Source organism: Streptomyces cylindrosporus (assembly GCF_022698165.1).
Lineage (GTDB): Bacteria > Actinomycetota > Actinomycetes > Streptomycetales > Streptomycetaceae > Streptomyces > Streptomyces cylindrosporus.
Window position 1 is genome coordinate 664,455 of record NZ_JALDAY010000003.1, and the last position, 19,838, is coordinate 684,292.

At 72.0% G+C, this 19,838-nt stretch carries 14 protein-coding genes; 4 read left to right on the forward strand and 10 right to left on the reverse strand.

Annotated elements, in window-relative coordinates; all coding sequences use genetic code 11:
- Positions 1-63 precede the first annotated feature (63 nt).
- Positions 64-294 (forward strand): DUF7455 domain-containing protein, encoded by a 231-nt coding sequence (locus MQP27_RS12330; protein WP_242764899.1) that lies wholly within the window; start codon positions 64-66, stop codon positions 292-294.
- 103 nt (positions 295-397) lie between these two features.
- On the opposite strand, the gene MQP27_RS12335 is transcribed toward MQP27_RS12330, so the two are convergent.
- The 7 genes from MQP27_RS12335 to MQP27_RS12365 all read right to left on the reverse strand — a co-directional run bounded on the left by MQP27_RS12335 (position 398) and on the right by MQP27_RS12365 (position 11,952).
- Complete coding sequence (locus MQP27_RS12335) at positions 398-1,261, reverse strand: serine protease (RefSeq protein WP_242764901.1); 864 nt, start codon at positions 1,259-1,261, stop codon at positions 398-400.
- Positions 1,262-1,395: 134 nt separating this feature from the next.
- A complete protein-coding gene (locus tag MQP27_RS12340; protein ID WP_308289924.1) occupies positions 1,396-2,931 on the reverse strand; it encodes an RNA polymerase sigma factor in 1,536 nt (511 codons plus the stop codon).
- A gap of 431 nt (positions 2,932-3,362) precedes the next feature.
- The gene (locus MQP27_RS12345) at positions 3,363-4,250 is read right to left on the reverse strand and encodes a FadR/GntR family transcriptional regulator (protein ID WP_242764903.1); all 888 of its coding nucleotides are present in this window, start codon (positions 4,248-4,250) and stop codon (positions 3,363-3,365) included.
- Between the two features lie 161 nt (positions 4,251-4,411).
- Positions 4,412-6,544, reverse strand: a complete 2,133-nt coding sequence (locus MQP27_RS12350) for an ABC transporter ATP-binding protein (protein ID WP_242764905.1) — start codon at positions 6,542-6,544, stop codon at positions 4,412-4,414.
- Positions 6,545-6,611: 67 nt separating this feature from the next.
- On the reverse strand, positions 6,612-7,370 hold the full coding sequence (locus MQP27_RS12355; RefSeq protein ID WP_030939512.1) for an NUDIX hydrolase: 759 nt from the start codon (positions 7,368-7,370) through the stop codon (positions 6,612-6,614).
- Between the two features lie 131 nt (positions 7,371-7,501).
- A complete protein-coding gene (locus MQP27_RS12360; protein WP_242764908.1) occupies positions 7,502-9,421 on the reverse strand; it encodes a glycogen debranching N-terminal domain-containing protein in 1,920 nt (639 codons plus the stop codon).
- A 701-nt stretch (positions 9,422-10,122) separates the two neighbouring features.
- Positions 10,123-11,952, reverse strand: coding sequence for a DUF4192 domain-containing protein (locus tag MQP27_RS12365; RefSeq protein WP_242764910.1), 1,830 nt, complete (start codon positions 11,950-11,952; stop codon positions 10,123-10,125).
- Between the two features lie 370 nt (positions 11,953-12,322).
- Between MQP27_RS12365 and MQP27_RS12370 the strand changes: the two genes are divergently transcribed.
- Both MQP27_RS12370 and MQP27_RS12375 read left to right on the forward strand, forming a co-directional pair.
- Positions 12,323-14,488, forward strand: a complete 2,166-nt coding sequence (locus tag MQP27_RS12370) for a RecQ family ATP-dependent DNA helicase (protein WP_242764912.1) — start codon at positions 12,323-12,325, stop codon at positions 14,486-14,488.
- 332 nt (positions 14,489-14,820) lie between these two features.
- The gene (locus MQP27_RS12375) at positions 14,821-15,456 is read left to right on the forward strand and encodes a hypothetical protein (RefSeq protein ID WP_242764914.1); all 636 of its coding nucleotides are present in this window, start codon (positions 14,821-14,823) and stop codon (positions 15,454-15,456) included.
- Between the two features lie 248 nt (positions 15,457-15,704).
- Here the strand turns inward: MQP27_RS12375 and MQP27_RS12380 are convergent, their stop codons facing one another.
- From MQP27_RS12380 to MQP27_RS12390, 3 genes are all read right to left on the reverse strand, one after another.
- The gene (locus MQP27_RS12380; protein WP_242764916.1) at positions 15,705-16,343 is read right to left on the reverse strand and encodes a hypothetical protein; all 639 of its coding nucleotides are present in this window, start codon (positions 16,341-16,343) and stop codon (positions 15,705-15,707) included.
- Between the two features lie 68 nt (positions 16,344-16,411).
- A complete protein-coding gene (gene rnhB / locus MQP27_RS12385; RefSeq protein ID WP_242764918.1) occupies positions 16,412-17,113 on the reverse strand; it encodes a ribonuclease HII in 702 nt (233 codons plus the stop codon).
- Positions 17,114-17,195: 82 nt separating this feature from the next.
- Positions 17,196-17,819, reverse strand: coding sequence for a TetR/AcrR family transcriptional regulator (locus MQP27_RS12390; protein WP_242764920.1), 624 nt, complete (start codon positions 17,817-17,819; stop codon positions 17,196-17,198).
- A gap of 186 nt (positions 17,820-18,005) precedes the next feature.
- Between MQP27_RS12390 and MQP27_RS12395 the strand changes: the two genes are divergently transcribed.
- Entirely contained in the window at positions 18,006-19,553 is a 1,548-nt protein-coding gene (locus MQP27_RS12395) for an MFS transporter (RefSeq protein ID WP_242764922.1), read from the forward strand.
- Positions 19,554-19,838: the final 285 nt, after the last annotated feature.

Genomic DNA, 19,838 nt, shown 5'->3' on the forward strand with positions numbered 1-19,838 from the left:
GTTTTGGGGCTGGTTGGATGTTGACCCTGGTACGACAGCTCGTCGAGCTAGAGAAGAGGCGACGTGACTACTGTTCTGACCCCCGCGAGCCCGCTGACGGCCGCCGATCGCTGCGACCGCTGCGGCGCACAGGCATACGTGCGCGTTGTACTGCTCAGCGGCGGCGAACTGCTCTTCTGCGCCCACCACGGTCGCAAGTTCGAGCCGGAACTCAAGAAGATCGCCGCTGAGATACAGGACGAGACGGAGCGGCTGACGACCGTTCCTGCCACCGCCTCCGAAGAAGAGCGCTGACACCTCGCATCCACGACGAGCCAGCTCCGGCACAGGCCGGTTACGGGCGGCGCGGCCCCTGCTTCAGGGACCGCGCCGCCCGCTCTCGTAGCCGTGGAGGCGCTCAGACCCCGCCTGCGGCCCTCTCCGGGCCGCCGGCCGCACCGCCCCCGCCCAGTGCCCGTACGACCTCGGACACGCGCGTGTAGACGCCTGGACTGCCCGCCCGGCCGCAGCCGCTCCCCCACGACACCAGCCCGATCAGCTTCCCCTGGGCGACGAGGGGCCCGCCGCTGTCCCCCTGGCAGGCGTCCCGCCCGCCCTCCGGCTCCCCAGCGCACAGCATGCTCCGGGCCACATAGGTGCCGTCCGAGCTCCCCGGGTACGCCTGCTCGCACTGGGCGTCGGGCATGACGTGCACGCTTGCCGCGCGCAGACCGCGCGCGTAGTCGCCGCCGCCCGTGACATCCCCCCAGCCATAGACCATGGCGCTCGTACCGGGCTCGTAGGCGGGATCACCGGCGGCCGCCATCGCGACGACCCAACTCTGCGGCAGCGGCTCGGCGAGAGTGAGTACGGCGAAGTCCCCGGAGTTGCTGAGGCTGTCGTAGCCCGGATTCACCCGGACGCTCCGGACCCGGATCTCCCTGCCCTGGTCCGAGAGCAGGTCCGTACGGCCCACGATGGCCTTCAGGTCCCGTACCCGGTTCGGAGGTGCCCCCAGGACGTCCTCGCCCATGCAGTGGGCCGCCGTGAGCACTGTCGTACGGCCGACGGCCACGCCACCGCAGAACTGCCCCGCGCGCGTACCCCCGAACCGGTCACGGCTGGACAGCGCGACCGTCCAGGGGCTCCCGGAGATGTCGGCAGGGAAGCCGCCGACGACGACGCCCGCGGGCGCCGGGGCGGCGGACAGCAGCGGTATGGCGGTCGCCGCGGCCGCCAGGACCAGCGGCCGGGTCAGGGTCCGCACAAGAGAACGGCGCATGCACGCTCCTCACTCTGGGATGATCACAGGACACCCAGAGTGATCCAGTCGGCCGCACCCCGCACCCGCGCACCTGCGCGACAAGGCCCGGTTCCCCGCGGGGAACCGGGCCTTGGACGTCGTACGACCGCGACCTAGTCGAGGTAGTCGCGCAGCACCTGCGAACGCGACGGGTGGCGCAGCTTCGACATGGTCTTGGACTCGATCTGGCGGATGCGCTCGCGCGTGACGCCGTACACCTTGCCGATCTCGTCGAGGGTCTTCGGCTGACCGTCGGTGAGACCGAAGCGCATGGAGACGACGCCCGCCTCGCGCTCGGACAGGGTGTCCAGGACGGAGTGCAGCTGCTCCTGCAGGAGCGTGAAGCTGACCGCGTCGGCCGGGACGACGGCCTCGGAGTCCTCGATGAGGTCACCGAACTCGCTGTCGCCGTCCTCGCCCAGCGGGGTGTGCAGGGAGATGGGCTCACGGCCGTACTTCTGGACCTCGATGACCTTCTCCGGGGTCATGTCGAGTTCCTTGGCCAGCTCCTCCGGGGTGGGCTCGCGGCCCAGGTCCTGGAGCATCTGGCGCTGCACGCGCGCGAGCTTGTTGATGACCTCGACCATGTGCACCGGGATACGGATGGTGCGGGCCTGGTCGGCCATGGCGCGGGTGATCGCCTGACGGATCCACCAGGTGGCGTACGTGGAGAACTTGTAGCCCTTGGTGTAGTCGAACTTCTCGACCGCACGGATCAGACCGAGGTTGCCCTCCTGGATGAGGTCCAGGAAGAGCATGCCGCGGCCGGTGTAACGCTTGGCCAGCGAGACCACCAGACGGAGGTTGGCCTCCAGGAGGTGGTTCTTGGCGCGGCGGCCGTCCTCGGCGATGATCTCCAGCTCGCGCTTGAGCTTGGGGGCCAGCTTGTCGGCGTTGGCCAGCTTGTCCTCGGCGAACAGGCCCGCCTCGATGCGCTTGGCGAGCTCGACCTCCTGCTCGGCGTTGAGGAGGGGGACCTTGCCGATCTGCTTGAGGTAGTCCTTGACCGGGTCGGCGGTGGCACCCGCGGCGGCGACCTGCTGGGCCGGCGCGTCGTCCTCGTCCTCGTCGGACAGCACGAAGCCCGCGCTCTCGGCACCCTCGGGCTCGTCGCCGCCCTTGGGGGTGTCCTCGAGCACCTCCTCCTCGATGACCTCGGCGTCGTCCTTCTTGGCGCTGGTCTTCTTCGCCGCCGTCTTCTTGGCGACGGTCTTCTTCGCGGCCGCCGCCGTCGTCTTCTTGGCGGCCGTCTTCTTGGCAACTGCCTTTGGGGCGTCGTCCTCGACCGGCGGGTCGGCAGCGGGCGCCGCCGGGGTCGCGGTGGCGGTGGCCTTCTTCGCGGTCACCGTCTTCGCCGCGACCGTCTTGGTGGCGGTGCGCTTGGCCGGACTCTTCGCTGCGACGCTCTTTCGGGTGCGCTTGGGCTCCGCGGCACTGACCATCAGCGTCACACCCTCTTCCTCGAGGATCTGGTTGAGGCTGCGCAGTACGTTCTTCCACTGAGTGGCCGGAATCTGGTCAGCTTCGAAGGCCCGACGCACATCGTCGCCGGCGATCTGCCCCTCGGCCTTTCCCCGCTCGATGAGAGCCATGACAGAGACGGACTCGGCGATCTCCGGCGGGAGCGTACGGGATGTGCTGGCCGACACGAACAACCTCTCGGAACGTTGGAAAACGGCTTCCGGCCCCGTCCGGGACGGACAGGAGCCGACCGCCGGCTTTGAGGATCGGGCCGACGGCGCGGGCGGGGGCCGGGAAGATGCACAGCGCCGTGAACGGCGTCCGTATTCCCTCCTCGGCTGTCACCTCTTAGGTCATCGCGCTGTTCCCACGAGCGTTACGCCCAATCTGCGTGGCCCGAGTCACACCCCGTAAGCGCTCAAAAACGGTCAGACAGGGGCAGAGAAGGCCACCAACACCTCCTACCCAGGGCTCGCGCCCGGAACACACGGCCCGTCGCACCGTCGGACCCCGCAGGACGGCGGAGATCCTGCGGGGTCCGACGGGAGACGGTTCGCCGGCCAGGCGATGCCACAGGAGGGGGAGACATACCCGGCCGCGCCACCCGCGGTGCGCGCGCTCAGTGCTCGCGCGGCGCCGGCACCACGCGCTCCACCTCGGGGTGGACGGTGAGCAGTTGGCGCATGGCCGTCTCGGCGCCCGTGCCGTCGCCGGCCGCGAGGGCGTCGACGATCCGGCCGTGGTACGTGAGCGAGGTCTCGTTGGGCCGGTCACAGCCGGTGACGGGGCCGCCGGAGACCTGGAGCGCGGCCGACACGATCCCGGAGAGGTGCTCCAGCATGCGGTTGCCGGCGACCTGGATGAGCAGCGAGTGGAACTCGGCGTCGGCGCGGGAGAAGGTGAGCGCGTCACCCTGCCCCATCGCGTGACCCATGATCTCCACCATGTCGGCGAGGCGCTGCTGGACGTCCTCGCGCCCGTGCCCGGCGGCGAGGCGGGCGGCGAGCGGTTCGATCGTCCAGCGCAGCTCGCTCAGCTCGCGGCGCTGGTCGTCGCGCTGCGGCCCGAAGGCGCGCCATTCGATGATGTCCGGGTCGAGCAGGTTCCAGTCGCTGACGGGACGCACGCGCGTGCCGACGTTCGGCCGGGCGCTCACCAGGCCCTTGGCCTCCAGGACGCGGAGCGACTCGCGGACTACGGTGCGGGAGACCTCGAAACGCTGGCCGATCTCCTCGGGCACCAGCGGGCGGTCCGCGCCCAGGTCGCCGGAGACGATCATCTGGCCCAGCTGCTGGACGAGTTGGCCGTGCAGCCCGCGCCCGCGGCTGCCCGCGGCGCGGCGGCCCACGCGGCCCAGCTCCGGGTCCGCGCTCTCCCAGGCAGGGACTCCGACGCGGTCGGCGACGGGGGCCTCCGCGTAGGGGTAGCGGTCGAGTTCGCCCGGGCCGGCGAGACCGGAGTCTGCGGAGCGGGCGGCGGTCATCATGGTGTGCGCAAGGGTACTCACGGATCCTTTGTCGGCGTCGCTCCCAACTCCCTTGAGGTCTTTGGTGAAAAGCACACGAAAGGGTGATCGCTCACTCCGTCGCAATTGACGCCTTATCGGAAAGAAATGGGCTTTCCCCGGGGAGTTGTGCGCAGGGTGGGGCGAACGGACACGGACGGTCGTCATCGGACCCTGCCGCGCAGGGTCGTGAGCAGATACGCGCAGAGCAGAGCGGTCAGCGACAACGTCAGCGCGCCGCCCACGGGTTGGGCGAGCACACGTACCGCCGCGGAAAGATAGCGCTCTCCCCCGAAGGGCCACTGCAGCAGGAGCGTCTCGCGCAGCCGCATCGGAAGACCGGCCGCGGTCCGCACGGACGATCCCTCCAAGGCCTTCTGTACGAGCGGAACGACGAGCACCGGTACGGCGACGACGGCCGCCAGCCCCGCCGTGGTGGACCGGAAGACGCCGGCCGCCAGCACGCCGGCCCAGGCACAGCCGACGACGAGCCCGATCCAACTCGCGCTCAGCGAAAGCCAGTCGGCGGGAACCTGCGCGAGCTCCCGTCCGTATACGAGATAGAGCACTTCGGCGTCGCAGCCGACCGTGAGGAAGGCCAGCGTCAGCGCGGTGGCCGCGGCGACGAGGAGCTTCGCGACGAGCAGCCCCAGCCGCCGGGGCACGGTGCCGCGATCCGCCGCCAGCGCGGGGTGGCGGAACTCGTCACCGAAGGCCAGCGCCCCGAGCAGCCCCGCCCCCAGGGCAGCCGGGGGCAACGGCACCTCCCGCGGCCAGGCCACCAGCAGGCGCGACTGCGGGGTGTGTCCGATCCGTGCCAGGAGTACGGCGGTGAGCGCGGACACGAGCAGCACGGCGGCGGCGGTGAGGAACCCGGTCCCGATGCCGGTGGCGCGGCGGATCTCGTAGCGCAGGGGGCGGAGGGGGCTGGGGGCGGGGCGGACGGAGATGGGGGGTGGGAGGGGGGAGAGGGGAGCGCGGGGGTCGAGGGGACGGGGGGTGCTGTGGAGGTGCCGGTGGTCGGGCGAGTGCGGGTGCGCGGGGTTGGCGGGATCGGCAGCCTGGGAAGCGTCGGCCGACGGGGCGTGGCGTGGTGCGCCGGGATGGGGTCCGCCGGCGTCGGTGGGGGGCCTGTCGGCGGGGGTGGTGTGCGCGTCGGGGGCGGTGGCGGGCAGGCCGGTGGCGGCGGCGGGCGCGCCGGTGGGGGTGGCAGGCGCGCTGGTGGTAGTGGCGGGCACATCGGTGGGGGTGGCAGCCGCGTCGGTGGCGGTGGCAGGCACGCCCATGGCGGTGGCAGGCGCACCGGTGGCGGTAGCAGGCGCGTCGGCGGGGCTGGTGTACGCGTCGGCGGTACGTGATGCGGCCGGCGACCAGGAGCCCTCGGTCGCGTCCGGCACGGCCGGCGGCGTCGCCCCCGCTCCGGGTCCCATGTCTCCGATCTCGTCCGCCAGTTGGTGTACGAGGATGCCGTGGCGGAACGCCGTTTCGCCGACGTCGGCGCAGGTGCTGCCGTACACGGAGAGGCGGTTGCCGCCTTCGCGGACGATCTCGACGGAGCGTTGCGCGGTGCGGGCCTCCTTGGTGAGGAGGGCGGCGAGCCGTGCGGCGTGCGGGCTGCGAACGGCGACGCGGGGGCGCAGCCGGGTGCGGGCGAACTCGGCGACGTCCTGGTCGGCGACGAGTCTGCCCTGCTCCAGCGTGATCACACGGTCGGCGTTGCGTGCGGCCTCCTTGGGGTCGGCCGTGGTGAGCAGGACCGTGCCGCCCTGGGCGGCATGGGCGCGCAGCATGCCGTACAGCCAGCCGGTCTCGCGGGTGGAGAGGCCGTCGGCGGGTTCGTCGAGGACGAGCGTGTGGGGGTCGGACAGCAGGGCGCAGGCGAGCCCGAGGCGGCGGTCCATGCCGCGCGAGAGAGTGCCGAGGCGTTCGTCGCGCAGGCTCACCAGGCCGACCACTTCGAGGACTTCGTCGGCGCGCCGGACCGGAACCCCCGCGGCCGCGCAGAGCATGCGGAGGTGGCCGCGTACGGTACGGGCCGGGTGCCCCGGTACGTCGCCCAGGAGCACGCCCACTTCGCGCGAGGGGTGGGCGATGCGGTGCAGGGGGCGGCCCCTGAAGTAGGTGATGCCACGGCCCTGTTGGAGTTCGAGCATGAGTCTGAGCACCGTCGTCCTGCCGGCGCCCGGCGCACCGAGCAGCGCGGTGACGCGGCCCGCGCGCGCCTCGAAGGAGACGTCGTCGACGGCGGGCGGAAGGTCCTTGCGGGGGTTGCTGGTCAGTCCGAAGGCCTGGATCACCCGCAGCAAGATAGCGCGCTATGTCCGCTTTTTGGGCATACTGGCGCTCGCTCCACGCGTGCGGCCGTCACACCTCGGGGCGCAGCATCGGGGGGTTGAGCAGCGTCGCGCCGCCCGCGCGGAACAACTGGGCGGGCCGACCGCCTTGGCGCGTCGTCGTACCGCCGGTGGGCACCAGGAAGCCGGGCGTGCCGGTCACCTTGCGGTGGAAGTTGCGCGGGTCGAGCGCCACGCCCCAGACCGCTTCGTAGACCCGCCGCAGCTCGCCCACGGTGAACTCGGTGGGGCAGAACGCCGTGGCCAGCGACGAGTACTCGATCTTCGAGCGGGCGCGCTCCACCCCGTCGGAGAGGATCTGTGCGTGGTCGAAGGCGAGCGGTGCCACCGGTTCGCCGTCACGGCCGTAACCACCCTGCTGCAGCAGTTCCTCGACGGGTGCCCAGCGTGCGTTGCTGGCGTCGCCGCCGGCCCGGGGCGCGGGCAGGTCGGGGGCGAGCGCCAGGTGGGCGACGCTCACCACGCGCATCCGGGGATCCCGCTTGGGATCCCCGTAGGTGGCGAGCTGCTCCAGATGGGCACCGTTGTCCTGAGCCGGTACGGCGGGGTCGTGCGCGCGCAGCCCGGTCTCCTCGGCCAGCTCTCGCGCCGCCGCCTGCGCCAGGTCCTCGTCGGCCCGTACGAATCCGCCGGGAAGCGCCCAGCGCCCCTGGAACGGTGGTTCGCCCCTGCGCACCGCGAGCGCGCACAGCGCATGGCGGCGCACGGTCAGCACGACCAGGTCCACGGTGACGGCAAAGGGCGGAAAGGCTGACGGGTCGTAGGGCATGCGGCGATCATAGTCGTCTGCCTGACGATAAACACTCCCTTCGTCGGCCGCTTCGGTGACTGATCCAATTCGCTCGGATATGCGTCTCGCCTTCCCCTCCGGGTCGCCCCCCGATGGCACGTCCTCCGAGGTCACCCGCCCAGTTGGAGCCCGTCGCCCGCCTCCTCGACCATGGCGAGGCCGAGTCTGCTGACCCGTACGGAGAAGGGGGCACCGGCGACACGCAGTCCCGTCAGGACCGTCTCGCCCAGGGGTGCGCTGTGCACGGGGCGCAGCGTGACAGTCCCGCCCGGGGCGTCGGGGCGGATGCCCGCGAGAGTGATCGGCAGCAGCACTCCCGCGGCCGCCGCCGTGGCAGCGGGGCGGCAGGACGCCGGGTGCGGGAGGGGGGCGCCTCCCCCGGTGCGCTGCTCCCCCGCGTACATCTCGGGCAGCCGGTGGTCGAAGGCCTCGGCCGCCGCTAGCACGCCGCGCAGCAGCGAGTTGGCCTCCTTCTCGTATCCGGCGGCTGCCAGCCCCGCGACGGCCACAGCCGTCTCGTGGACCCGGACGGCGCCGCTGCGGTGGCCGAACGGGTTGTATCCGGCTTCCTTCGCGCCCAGTCCGCGCAGCCCCCAGCCCGAGTCCATGGCCGGGCCGCCGAGCAGTCGTGCGAGCTGCTCGGTCTGCACCTTGTCGAGCAGGCCGGCGGCCAGTTCGCCCCTGCCCAGCAGACCGGTGTCGAGGAGGTGGCCGGCGGCCGCGCCCAGTTGCGGCACCTGGCTCCCGTCCGGGGCAAGGGCGGCCGCCGGTCTGCCTCCGCCGAGGTCGTCGATCCAGAAGTCGTCCCGGAAGGCCGTCCGCAGCGCCTGCGCCCACTGGCGCAGGTCGGCGCCGCCGGGTCTGCCGCAGGCATCGAGCAGGTCGGCGCCGAGAAGCGCGGCGCGGTGTGCGTGTGCCTGTGTCTCACAGCGGACCGGACCGCCGGGGTGGGGATCGCGCAGGTAGGTGCCGTCGCCGACGGTCGCCCGCAGCCAGGTCAGGCAGCGCTCGGCCGTCGGCAGCAGTTCCTCCGTCTCCTGCTCGGCGAGGCCCCAGCGGCGGGCCTCCGCCAGGAGCGCGGGGAAGAGCAGGGTGGCCTCGGTGCCGGTGCAGCCCGGCGGCAGGTGGATGCCCGCGTCGCGCCGTGGACCTGGGATCATGCCGAACTGCGGCCCGGATGCCAGGAGTTGGGTGCGGGCGAGGGTACGCAGCGTGCCCGCGGCGAGCCGGGTGCCGAGGGCCAGCGTCATACGGGCCGCGGCGAGGGCTTCGGCCGGGGCGAGGCCGCAGCGCCAGGGCGCCCCGGCTGCGAGGTGCAGGTCGGACGGGTGCGCGGGGTCGCGCATCAGGAGGGCCTGGAGGTCCTCGACGCTCGTGCGCAGGAGCGACTCGATCCGCGGATCATCGCCGGACGCGCGTGCGGCGGCGAGCGGGCTCGTCGCAGCGCGGCCCGCGGCCCGGGCGGGTCCGGCCCCGTCCGGCCGTACGCGTAACTCCACGGTCCTGCTGCCACCGGGCGCGAGCTCCAACTCCCAGCGCAGCAGTCCTGCGGAGGCCAGCGCGTCGGCGGGCGGCGGATCCGCCGTGACCCAGGAGTTGCCGGTGGCGCAGGACCAGCGCAGGCCCGAGTCGTGGACGCTGGCGGGCAGTTCGGGGCCTGCCGTGCCCGAGGCGATGGCGCCCAGGTCGGCCAGGTCCGTGCCGAGGGCGACCTCGACCGGGATCCGCAGCGGGCGCAGTGCCGAGTTGTGCAGGGTGATGCGCTCCGTACCGTCCGCGTGCCGGATGCGCTCGACCATGACGTCCGGGTCCGGGCCGGAGTGCGGGGAGACACGCAGGGTGCCCACGAAGCGGGCGCGGTCGGCCGCGGTCATCCGGGCTTGCACGGGGGTGGGTTCACGCCCGGCCACCCGGACCTGGCAACGGGACAGGACGCGCCGACCCGCGCGATAGAACCCCTCCAGCCCCTGACCGGTCATCTGCCCCTGCTCCGTGGAGATGGCGAGGCCGGGAAGCGCGAGGCAGATCATGGCGGTGTGGGTGGACGGCAGCTCGGCCGGCCGACGGGAGGGCGTGGGAACTCCTCGGGTTTGAGAGGGAGTTCCCGAGGGCGGGAAGGCGGGTGGGCGGCGGGGCGGGCCTGAGGGCGGGAGCGGGGGCGGGGGCGGGGGTGCAGACCGGTTCATGCCCGGGGAAGTGGGCGCCGGCCGTGCTGGATCCGTCGGTCCAGCGGGCGTGAAGCGGTGGCCCCCCGCGGGCTGGGCTGCGGATGGATTGCGACCGTTGGACGGATCCTGGTGGTCGGACAGATCGCGGCCGAGCGCACCGAGTGGCTCGCGCATACCAACAGGGCTCGCGGGCGTCGGCAGGTCCGCGCCCGCCTGGGGGAACGGCTTGAACCGGGCGTCGCGCGTGCGGTCGTCGGCGGCGTAGGGCGGGGTCGGCTGATGCATGCGGTGGCTTCTTCTGCGCTCTGTGCACCTCGGGCGTGTGTGGCACCGGGTGTGGGATCCGGACGGACGTGGGCTGTGCGGCGGCACAGCCCATCCAGGCGCTCCGCCACTCAGGTGAACGCGGCGAGACTCTCCCGGGTCACGCTCACGATCGGCAGACCCGACCGAATGGCGGTGGCGCAACGGGTCACTCTCGGCGGCCTTTCGCCGCCGCTCACTCGTCGCCCCACAATCAACGTCGATTCGCAGACAAATTTCAGTGTTCTCCCGGCCATTGCTCACGCGTCCCCCTCGGCGCCGTCGCTTCCGGGGTTCGTGCCCGCGGGACGGCTGCCCTGGCGGTGCGCAGGCCCGTTCCCGCCTGCACGCGAGCGCGTGGCTGGTTTCCGCGTGGGGCCAGGACGGGTGCCGTCGGTCGTCGACCTCCGCGAACGAGCCACTCCTGCGGCGCTGCCCCGCCCATCTGCGCCCACTGGGCGACTCCGGGTACCGGCCGCGACACCGTCCCCCCTCGTTGCGCGAGGCCGACCGCTGGCCGCACGGCCGTCCGCCCTCACTGCGCGAGACCGGCTACCGGCCTCCCCATCATCCGCCCTGGTCGCGCGAGTCCGACTCCCGCCCGCGCCACCGGAACGAGTACGGCGCCGTGGCCGGGAAACCTCCTCCTCCGACGCAGGCGACGCAGGAAGGCCGGCGCGAGCCTCAGCAGCCTCTGATGCCGCCCGCGCCTCCAAAGGCACCCCGGTCATGTCACCCGTCTCCGGTGCCGAAGCCGCCCCCATGTCCTTGGCTCCCTCCGCGTCCTCCCCTTGCGCCGGCCCCGCCTCGGCGCCCGGCTCCCCGCCCCTGGGCCGCCGGCCCAACCCCCTTTCGCGATCCCGCCGTTCCGCCCGCAAGCAGCGCCGGATCGACTCCGGATCCAGGCTCTCGTTGCAGGCCTGATGCAGCAGTCGGGCGAACAGATAGCCGGGGTCGGCGCCCAGTGCCATGGCCAGCGCCTCCCTCGCCTCCAACTCGTCGCCCCCGGACCAGGCGACCCAGCCGGCGAGGGTCAGCGGCGCCGCGGCGTGCTCGCCGTACGGCCCGACGCAACGGCGGGCAAGTGCGCGCCAGAGGCGCAGTGCGGGGGCGGCCTCCTCGCCCTCCATCCACTCGGCCGCGCGGTCGCGCGTGGACCGGTCCTGCAGACCGAGAATCAACGTCGCCGCTTCGTCGTGCCCGAGCAGTTCGTCGTCGCGGAGGTCCGCCATGAGCGTGCCGGACACCGCAGGGGCTTCCGCCAGGCGATGCCGGATCCGCTCGGCCAGCTCCAGCGTCTCCTCGGCCACGTCCGCGCGGCTGGCGCCGTCGAGAATCCGGGGCACCAGCGCCATGCTCGCGGTGTCCAGGGCGAGCTCCTGCTCCAGTGCCGCCGCGGTTTCCCAGGGCTGCAGCCTTGCCCGGAGCTCGCGCAGCGTTCCCCGTACCTGCAGGCCGGCATAGGTGGCCGCGGCGGCCAGCACGGAGGTGCCGGGCAGGCCCATGGGGACGCCTTCGGACGGGCAGCAGGTCTCGTTCACGCAGCAGTACGACCAGAAGCGGCCGTCCGAGATGCACAGTGCCTCGATCACCGGGACGTCCAGCTGACCGCATTCGACGCGCAGTTTCTGGGCCAGCGGGCGCAGGCGTTCCATGACCTGCCGACCCGTCTCCCCCTTCGCGGGCTCCTGGCAGAGGTAGGCGACGATCTGTTCGGGGCGAGTTCCTCTGCGCTCGCTGCCCGTCACCAGCCCGTGCGCCAACTGCCGCGCCGCGGACGGCCAGTCGTCCGCGCTGGTCGGAATACCGAGGCGGGCACGGCCGCCGAACCTGCCCCGGCCGTCCCTGTCGTGCAGGGCGACCAGGACGATGCTGTCCTCGGGGCGGTAACCGAGCAGATACGGGAGCGCGTCGGCCAGTTCGGCAGGAGTGCGCAGCGTGACCTGGTGCTCGGGGCCGTGGCTGTCGTAGGCGGCGCAGTCGACCGGGGCCGGGCGGACCGCGTGTCCGTCCTCGCGGGGCTCGTGCCCGTCGTGTCCGGCAGCCTTGCCGTTTTCGGGGGATCCAGTGGTTTCGCCGTGATTCGTCATGCGCCGACGATCTCGCGGATCATGAAATTCCGCTTTGCCCTGTGGATAAGTCCGACCAGGGACACGTCAATGCCGGAACGGGACGGGCCGAACCCGATCTCTCCGAAACAGGCCCGCGAGGTCTGGCCCACTCCCCCTCCCCACGGAACCTGGCTCCCGCCCCCGAAATCCGCCACCCCTCCCCGGAAACCCCCGCAGGCTCCCTCGGAAACTCCGGCGGACCCTGCTTCAAACTCCCGCGGGCTCCGCCGGAAAGTCGGACAGGTTCCCCCTTCGACCCCGGCCCTGCCCCTTCGGAAACACCGGCATCTGCGCCACTCCCACCCCGCCCCGGTCCGGATTGTCAGTGCCGTCCTGTTGGATGGGACGCATGGAGCACACCAGCAACGCGGAACTCCGGGCGGCCGCCGACGCGGTCCTGGCCCGCCTCGTCGGGGACGCCACCGGCGCGGCCCGGCTGCGCGAGGACCAGTGGCGGGCGATCGAGGCACTGGTCGCCGACAGACGCCGCGCGCTCGTCGTGCAGCGCACGGGGTGGGGCAAGTCCGCGGTGTACTTCGTGGCGACGTCGCTGCTGCGGGCCCGCGGCAGCGGTCCGACGGTGATCGTCTCCCCGCTGCTCGCCCTGATGCGCAACCAGGTCGAGGCCGCGGCCCGGGCCGGCATCCACGCGCGGACGATCAACTCGGCCAACACCGAGGAATGGGAGACCGTCCAGGCCGAGATCGCGGCCGGCGAGGTCGACGTCCTGCTGGTCAGCCCGGAGCGGCTCAACAATCCGGACTTCCGCGACCAGGTACTGCCCAAGCTGGCCTCCGCCACCGGGCTCCTCGTGGTGGACGAGGCGCACTGCATCTCCGACTGGGGACACGACTTCCGCCCGGACTACCGCCGACTGCGCACCATGCTCGCCGACCTCCCGCCCGGCGTACCGGTGCTCGCGACCACCGCGACCGCCAACGCGCGCGTGACCGCCGATGTCGCGGAGCAGCTCGGCACCGGGGGCGCGTCGGACGCGCTGGTGCTGCGCGGCCCGCTGGACCGGGAGAGCCTGAGCCTGGGCGTGCTGCGGCTGCCGGATGCCGCGCACCGCATGGCCTGGCTCGCCGACCATCTGGACGAGCTGCCGGGCTCCGGGATCATCTACACGCTCACGGTGGCCGCCGCCGAGGAGGTCACCGCCTTCCTGCGCCAACGCGGCCACACGGTCGCCTCGTACACCGGCAGGACGGAGAACGCGGACCGGCAGCAGGCCGAGGACGACCTCCTCGCGAACAGGGTGAAGGCCCTGGTCGCCACCTCCGCGCTGGGCATGGGCTTCGACAAGCCGGACCTCGGCTTCGTGGTGCACCTCGGCTCGCCGTCCTCACCGATCGCCTACTACCAGCAGGTGGGCCGTGCCGGACGCGGCGTCGAGCACGCCGAAGTGCTGCTGCTGCCCGGCCGGGAGGACGAGGCGATCTGGGAGTACTTCGCATCGCTCGCCTTCCCGCCGGAGGAACTGGTGCGCCGCACACTCGACGTCCTCGCGCGCGCGGACCGCCCCGTGTCGCTGCCCGCGCTGGAACCCCTGGTCGAGCTGCGCCGCTCCCGCCTGGAGACCATGCTCAAGGTGCTCGACGTGGACGGGGCGGTGCAGCGGGTCAAGGGCGGCTGGATCGCGACCGGCCGGCCGTGGACGTACGAGTCGGAGCGGTACGAGTGGGTCGCGCGGCAGCGCAAGGCCGAACAGCAGGCGATGCGCGAGTACGCCTCGACGACGGACTGCCGGATGGAGTTCCTGCAGCGCCAGCTGGACGACGAGGGTGCCAAGCCGTGCGGGCGCTGCGACAACTGCGCGGGGGCGCGCTTCACCGCGGACACGTCCACGGCCGCGCTGGACGCGGCTCGCGTCGATCTCGGCCGGGCGGGTGTCGAGGTGGAGCCGCGCCGGATGTGGCCGACCGGGCTGCCGTCGATCGGCGTCGACCTCAAGGGCCGCATCCCGGCCGGTGAACAGGCGGCGCCCGGGCGGGCGTTGGGCCGGCTGTCGGACATCGGCTGGGGCAACCGGCTGCGGCCCATGCTCACGCCCCAGGCCCCGGACGCGCCCGTGCCGGACGATGTGGCGAAGGCCGTGGTCGGTGTGCTCGTCGACTGGGCCAAGGGGCCCGGCGGCTGGGCATCGGGAGAGGCCGCTGTCCTCGCCCGTCCTGTGGGTGTCGTCACCGTCGCCTCGCGCACCCGGCCCCAACTGATCGACTCGCTGGGCGCGCGGATCGCGGAAGTCGGCAGGCTGCCGCTGCTCGGCTCCGTGGAGTACGCGGCCGACGCGCCCCACGTCTCCCGCAGCAACAGCGCGCAGCGCCTCAAGGCTCTGGACGGCACCCTGACCGTGCCCCCGGCGCTCGCCTCCGCCCTCGCGGACGCCGCAGGCCCCGTCCTGCTCGTCGACGACTACACCGAGACGGGCTGGACGCTCGCGGTCGCGGCCCGCGCGCTCCGGCGGGCCGGCGCGAAGGAGGTGCTGCCTCTCGTCCTGGCCGTCCAGGGCTGATCGCCGGCCCTCGGGCAGGGACCTCGGCCACATCCTTCCGCCGAGTCGGGCGACGCTCCTCTGGACCAGCTGTGCCCCAACGGTGTACGAACGCGAGGTGAACGGTCACCTCACGCGTCGCGGCAGTAAGCCCGGGGTAGGGATATAAACCGCGTACCGCCAGATTCCGGTCAGTGGCCCCAATTGCTCGTTGCCGCATCCAAGTTCGACAGCAAGAATTGAACTCCGCTCCCCGCACGGCTCGTCCGTGGTCCGGTAGGGCTCTGCTGCGGTGTGCGCTCCCCCGAATCCGACCTCGCCCGCAGTGTGGGCGCGTAGCCGAAGGGAGGACCGTGACCTTCGCATTCGCTCCGTCCTCCGCGGCATCCACGTCGACGTCTGCCGACCTGTCCGCCGCTTCCGCCAACCCGCTCGTCCGCATGCTCGAACCGGCGGAGTGGGCCGCCGCCGGCATCCCCCTGCTGCGCAACCCACGGGAGGTCGTCAGCGGACTGCACTCCCGGCACCGCCCTCGGCCGGCGACCGCGATCGTGGCGGTCCTGGACCCGGACGAACGGCTGCGCGCCAGCGCCTCGTTCACCCGCCGCCCGGCTCCGGCGGACGGCTGGATGTTCCGGAACGCGCTGCTCGCCCAGCTGCGCCGGGTCATCCCGCACGACCTGCGGCTGCGCACCCCGGTACGCACCGCGGTGCTGCTCTACTGCCGCGAGGGGGACGCGCGTTGGACGGAGGAGGACGGCGCATGGATGTGGGGTCTGCGTGACGCCTGCACGCTGCACGGACTGCGCTGCGGGGCCTACATAACGCTGACCCGGGACGGCTGGCAGGTCCTCGGCGAGGGCCGTGGCGGTCGCCGCCCGAGCGCCGACTCGTCGCCGGAACCGTTCGGCATGTCAGAGGCCCCGCCTCCGCTGCCGCGTACCGGCGGTGCCGCCTCGGAGGTTCTGCGCCGCGCGGCAGCCCGCTGAGCCGACCGGGCCGTACGGCAGGTTCCCGCCGTATGCCGGCACAGCACCTGGGACGAAGACCCGCGCGTACGACGGACACCGTGTCCGCGCGCGGGCACTCCCGCGGACCAAGGCGGACGACCCGTGTCACGCGCCCTCGGCGGCCACCCCGGCCGTCATCCGAGCATGCCGAAGCGTCCGCCGTGCCGATGCCGCAACAAGCGGCGTCGTCCTCGCTCCGGGGTCCCCGTGGACGTCCCGGAGCGGTCTCAGACGCCCGCGCCCAGAACCGAGTTGATCTGCTGCGGGTCGCCGCAGACGATCAGCAGGGCGCCGGCCCGGGCGTGGGCCAGCGGCAGGGCGGTGGCGGCGGCAGTGTCGGGACCACCGTTGACGGCGACCACGACCACGGGGCGCGAGCCGGCGCGAGAGGCGACGGCGGCGTCGGCGTAGAAGACGTCGTCGCCGACGTCGTGCTGGGCCCAGTAGGAGGCTTCGCCGAAGGACAGTTCGTGGGCGGCCCACGGGTGCTGTTCGCCGGTGGTGATGACGAGCACGTCGCCGGGGGCGCGTCCCGAGTCCAGCAGCAGGTCCACGGCCTCCTCGGCGGCGTCGAGCGCGCCTTCGAGCGAGGCCGGGATCAGCTGGATCTGCGGGGTCGCCGGAGCCGCGACGGGGGCAGCGGCGGCTACCGGACCCGAGGGTCCGGGCTTGGCGGCCACGTCACGCGACGTACGTTGCACCGGCGGAGTGGGCCGGAGCGGACCGGGGCGGCCGGGTCGCGGCGGGGCCGCGGGGCGGGGGCCGGGTACGGGGCGAGGGGTCGGCGCGGTGCGGCCACTGGCCGGAGTGGCGCGGGGACCCTGGGCACTCTCGTGAATCTGAGGCTCCTCGGGAATGAGAGGCATGAGCTGATATTTATCAAACGTTGGTACGGCTCGCGTCGGGGGGTGGCACATGAGTGCGAGCGGAATCGTCAGAAGTCGAAGCCGAGCTGTCCCTCGATCTCCGGAACGCTTCCGTCCGCCCAACTGCGGGCCTTCTTGAGGTGCCGCCACTGGGGCAGCGCATCAAGATACGCCCACGACAACCGGTGGTACGGGGTGGGGCCCCGCTCCTCCAGCGCGGCCTTGTGCACGGGAGACGGATACCCGGCATTGTCCGCAAAACCGAAGTCTGCATGGTCGATACCCAGTTCGGCCATCATTTTGTCGCGCTGAACCTTGGCGATCACCGAAGCCGCCGCGACCGCCACACAGGACCGGTCACCCTTGATCACCGTACGGACCTTCCAGGGCGTCCCGAGATAGTCGTGCTTCCCGTCGAGGATCACCGCGTCGGGCCGGACGGGCAGCGCCTCCAGGGCTCGGACCGCGGCGAGCCGCAGGGCGGCCGTCATGCCCTGTTCGTCGATCTCCTCGTGGGAAGCGTGACCGAGGGCGTACGAGGTCACCCACTTCTGCAACTCCTCGGCAAGCACGGTGCGCCGCTTGACGGTGAGCAACTTGGAGTCGGTGAGGCCTTCGGGGGGCCGGCGCAGTCCGGTGACCGCCGCGCAGACGGTGACAGGTCCGGCCCAGGCACCCCGCCCCACCTCGTCGACACCGGCAATGATCTTCGCTCCGGTCGTTGCGCGAAGGGAGCGCTCGACGGTGTGAGTAGGTGGTTCGTACGGCATGGCGCCCTTAGCGTACGCCTCGGGGATCATCCGGCGACACCCCGGTTTCCGCGCGCCGCGTCAGAACCCTCCCGAACCCCTTTCAGTCGCCGTCGGGCCGCAGGAGCGGAACCATCAACTGGTCGATCATCTCCTCGATGTCGCGATCCCCCCATTCGCTTCCGCGCATCTTCGAGCGGTACATCATCATGGCCGGAATGGCATCGAAGACATAGCTGTTCGCCGCGTCGGCCCGCACCTCGTTCCGCTCTATTCCGCGGGCGATGACCTCACGGAGCAACTCGATCGTCGGCTCTACGATCCCGTCGAAGATGACGCTGTGGAAACGCTCGGCCTGGATCGGATCGCACTCGTGAATCACAGCGCGGACCGCGAACCCGGGGCGCGAGAACATCGCGTCGCGCGCCTGCCTGCACAGCGCAAGCAGATCCTCGCGCACACTGCCGAGGTCGGGGGCCTCCGCGAAGCTCGGCAGTCCGGCCTGCAGGGCGTCCGCGACGAGATCCTCCTTGGACGGCCAGCGGCGGTAGACCGCGGCCTTTCCGGTCTGGGCGCCGGCGGCGACGCCCTCCATGGTGAGGCCGTTCCAGCCGACCGTACTGAGTTGTTCCAGGGCGGCATCGAGGATCGCGCGTTCGAGCACGGCGCCGCGCCGACGGAGGGAGGCCGCCTGAGCGGGGGCGGCCGTCCAGCGCGAGGTAACCATCTGAGTGTCTCCAGCGGGCATGGGGGAGCGGAGTTTTCGGGGATGTGGAGCGCCGCGCGGCGGCAACGGGGGACCCGCCGTACGACACCAATTTAAGTGAACGCTTGCGTTCACTATCGGGGACTCACTACCTTTGACGCGACAGTGAACGGGATCGTTCACTAACGCGTTCGTGGGGGACCCATAGTGACAACCTCTCAATTGATCAAGGACCAGAAGCCAGGTGCGGCTCGCCGGCAAGGGCATCCCGGCATCGCGCTCGCGGTCATCGCGGCCTGCCAACTCATGGTGGTACTCGACGCGACGATTGTGAACATCGCGCTCCCGCACATTCAAGACGCGCTCAAGTTCAGCACGACCGACCTCACCTGGGTCGTCAGCGCCTACACACTCACCTTCGGCGGCCTGCTGCTTCTGGGCGGCCGGGCCGGTGACATCCTCGGCCGCCGCCGGGTCTTCATGACCGGCATCCTGCTGTTCACCTTCGCCTCCCTGCTCGGCGGACTCGCCCAGGAACCCTGGCAGTTGCTGGCCGCGCGCGTGCTGCAGGGCATGGGTGGCGCGATCGCGTCGCCCACGTCGCTGGCGTTGATCACCACGACCTTCCCCGAGGGCCCGGAACGCAACCGGGCCTTCGGCGTCTTCGCCGCGGTCTCCGCGGGCGGCGGTGCGATCGGCCTGCTCGCGGGCGGCATGCTCACCGAGTGGCTCGACTGGCGCTGGGTGCTCTTCGTGAACGTACCGATCGGCGTGGTGATCGCCCTGCTCACGCCGCTCTACATCAGCGAGTCCGAGCGGCACACCGGCCGCTTCGACATCGTGGGCGCGGTGACCTCGACAGCGGGTATGGCGGCCCTCGTCTACGGCTTCATCCGGGCCGCGGACGAGGGCTGGCGGGACAGCCTCACCATCGGCTCCTTCGCGGCGGCCGTCGTCCTGCTGGTGGCCTTCGCGCTCGTCGAGTCCCGGGCCAAGGAACCGATCACGCCGCTGCGGATGTTCGCCGACCGCAACCGCTCGGGCACGTACGTGATCATGCTGAGCCTGGCCGCGGCGATGTTCGGCATGTTCTTCTACATCGTGCTCTTCGTGCAGAACGTGCTGGGGTACAGCCCGATCCAGGCCGGCCTCGCCTTCCTGCCGGTGACGGTTGTGATCGCGCTCGGCGCCGGGCTCTCCCAGCGGTTCCTGCCGGTCCTTGGACCCAAGCCCTTCATGGTCACGGGTTCGGCGCTCGCGGTGGTCGGCCTGGCCTGGCAGACGCTCATCAGCTCCGACAGCTCGTACGCGGGCGGGGTGCTCGGACCGATGCTGGTGTTCGGCTTCGGCATGGGCCTCAACTTCGTGACCCTGACGGTGACCGCGGTCTCCGGTGTCGCCCAGCACGAGGCGGGCGCGGCCTCCGGACTGCTCAACGCCATGCAGCAGGTGGGTGGTTCGCTCGGCCTGTCCATCCTGACCACGGTGTTCGGCTCGGCCAGCAAGGACGAGGCGCAGAAGCAGCTGCCGAAGTTCCTCGCCGACGGTTCGGCGGAGCAGAAGGCGGAGTTCGCCAAGACGCACCAGCTGCCCGGCGCCTGGGGGCACGAGGTGCTGGCCCAGGGCATCTCGATGGGCTTCGTCGCGGCGGCTGCCATGGCCGTGCTCGCCCTCGGTACGGCCTGGTTGGTGATCCGGGTCCGCAAGAGCGACCTGGAGGCGCTCGCCGGCACGGCGGGCCCGGCGGTGGGCTGATCCGCCCGGGTCCGCGAGGGACCGCGGGTGGCCGGACCGAGTCCAGGGGACCGACGGCGAGGACGTCGGCCCGGCCATCCGCACACTCAGGGCTCGCCAAAGCGAAATGAACCGCATGACCACCCCCACCTCTCACGTGCCGTCCGTAGCCATCGACACGTACGGAACACGAGCCGACACCACGACAACGCACGTCCGATCACGCAGAGTTCCCACTCGACACGGAGAGTTTTGAAACGGCCGTCCCTTCATGGCCCCTCCCCGGCAGCTGTGCCTTCACAGCCC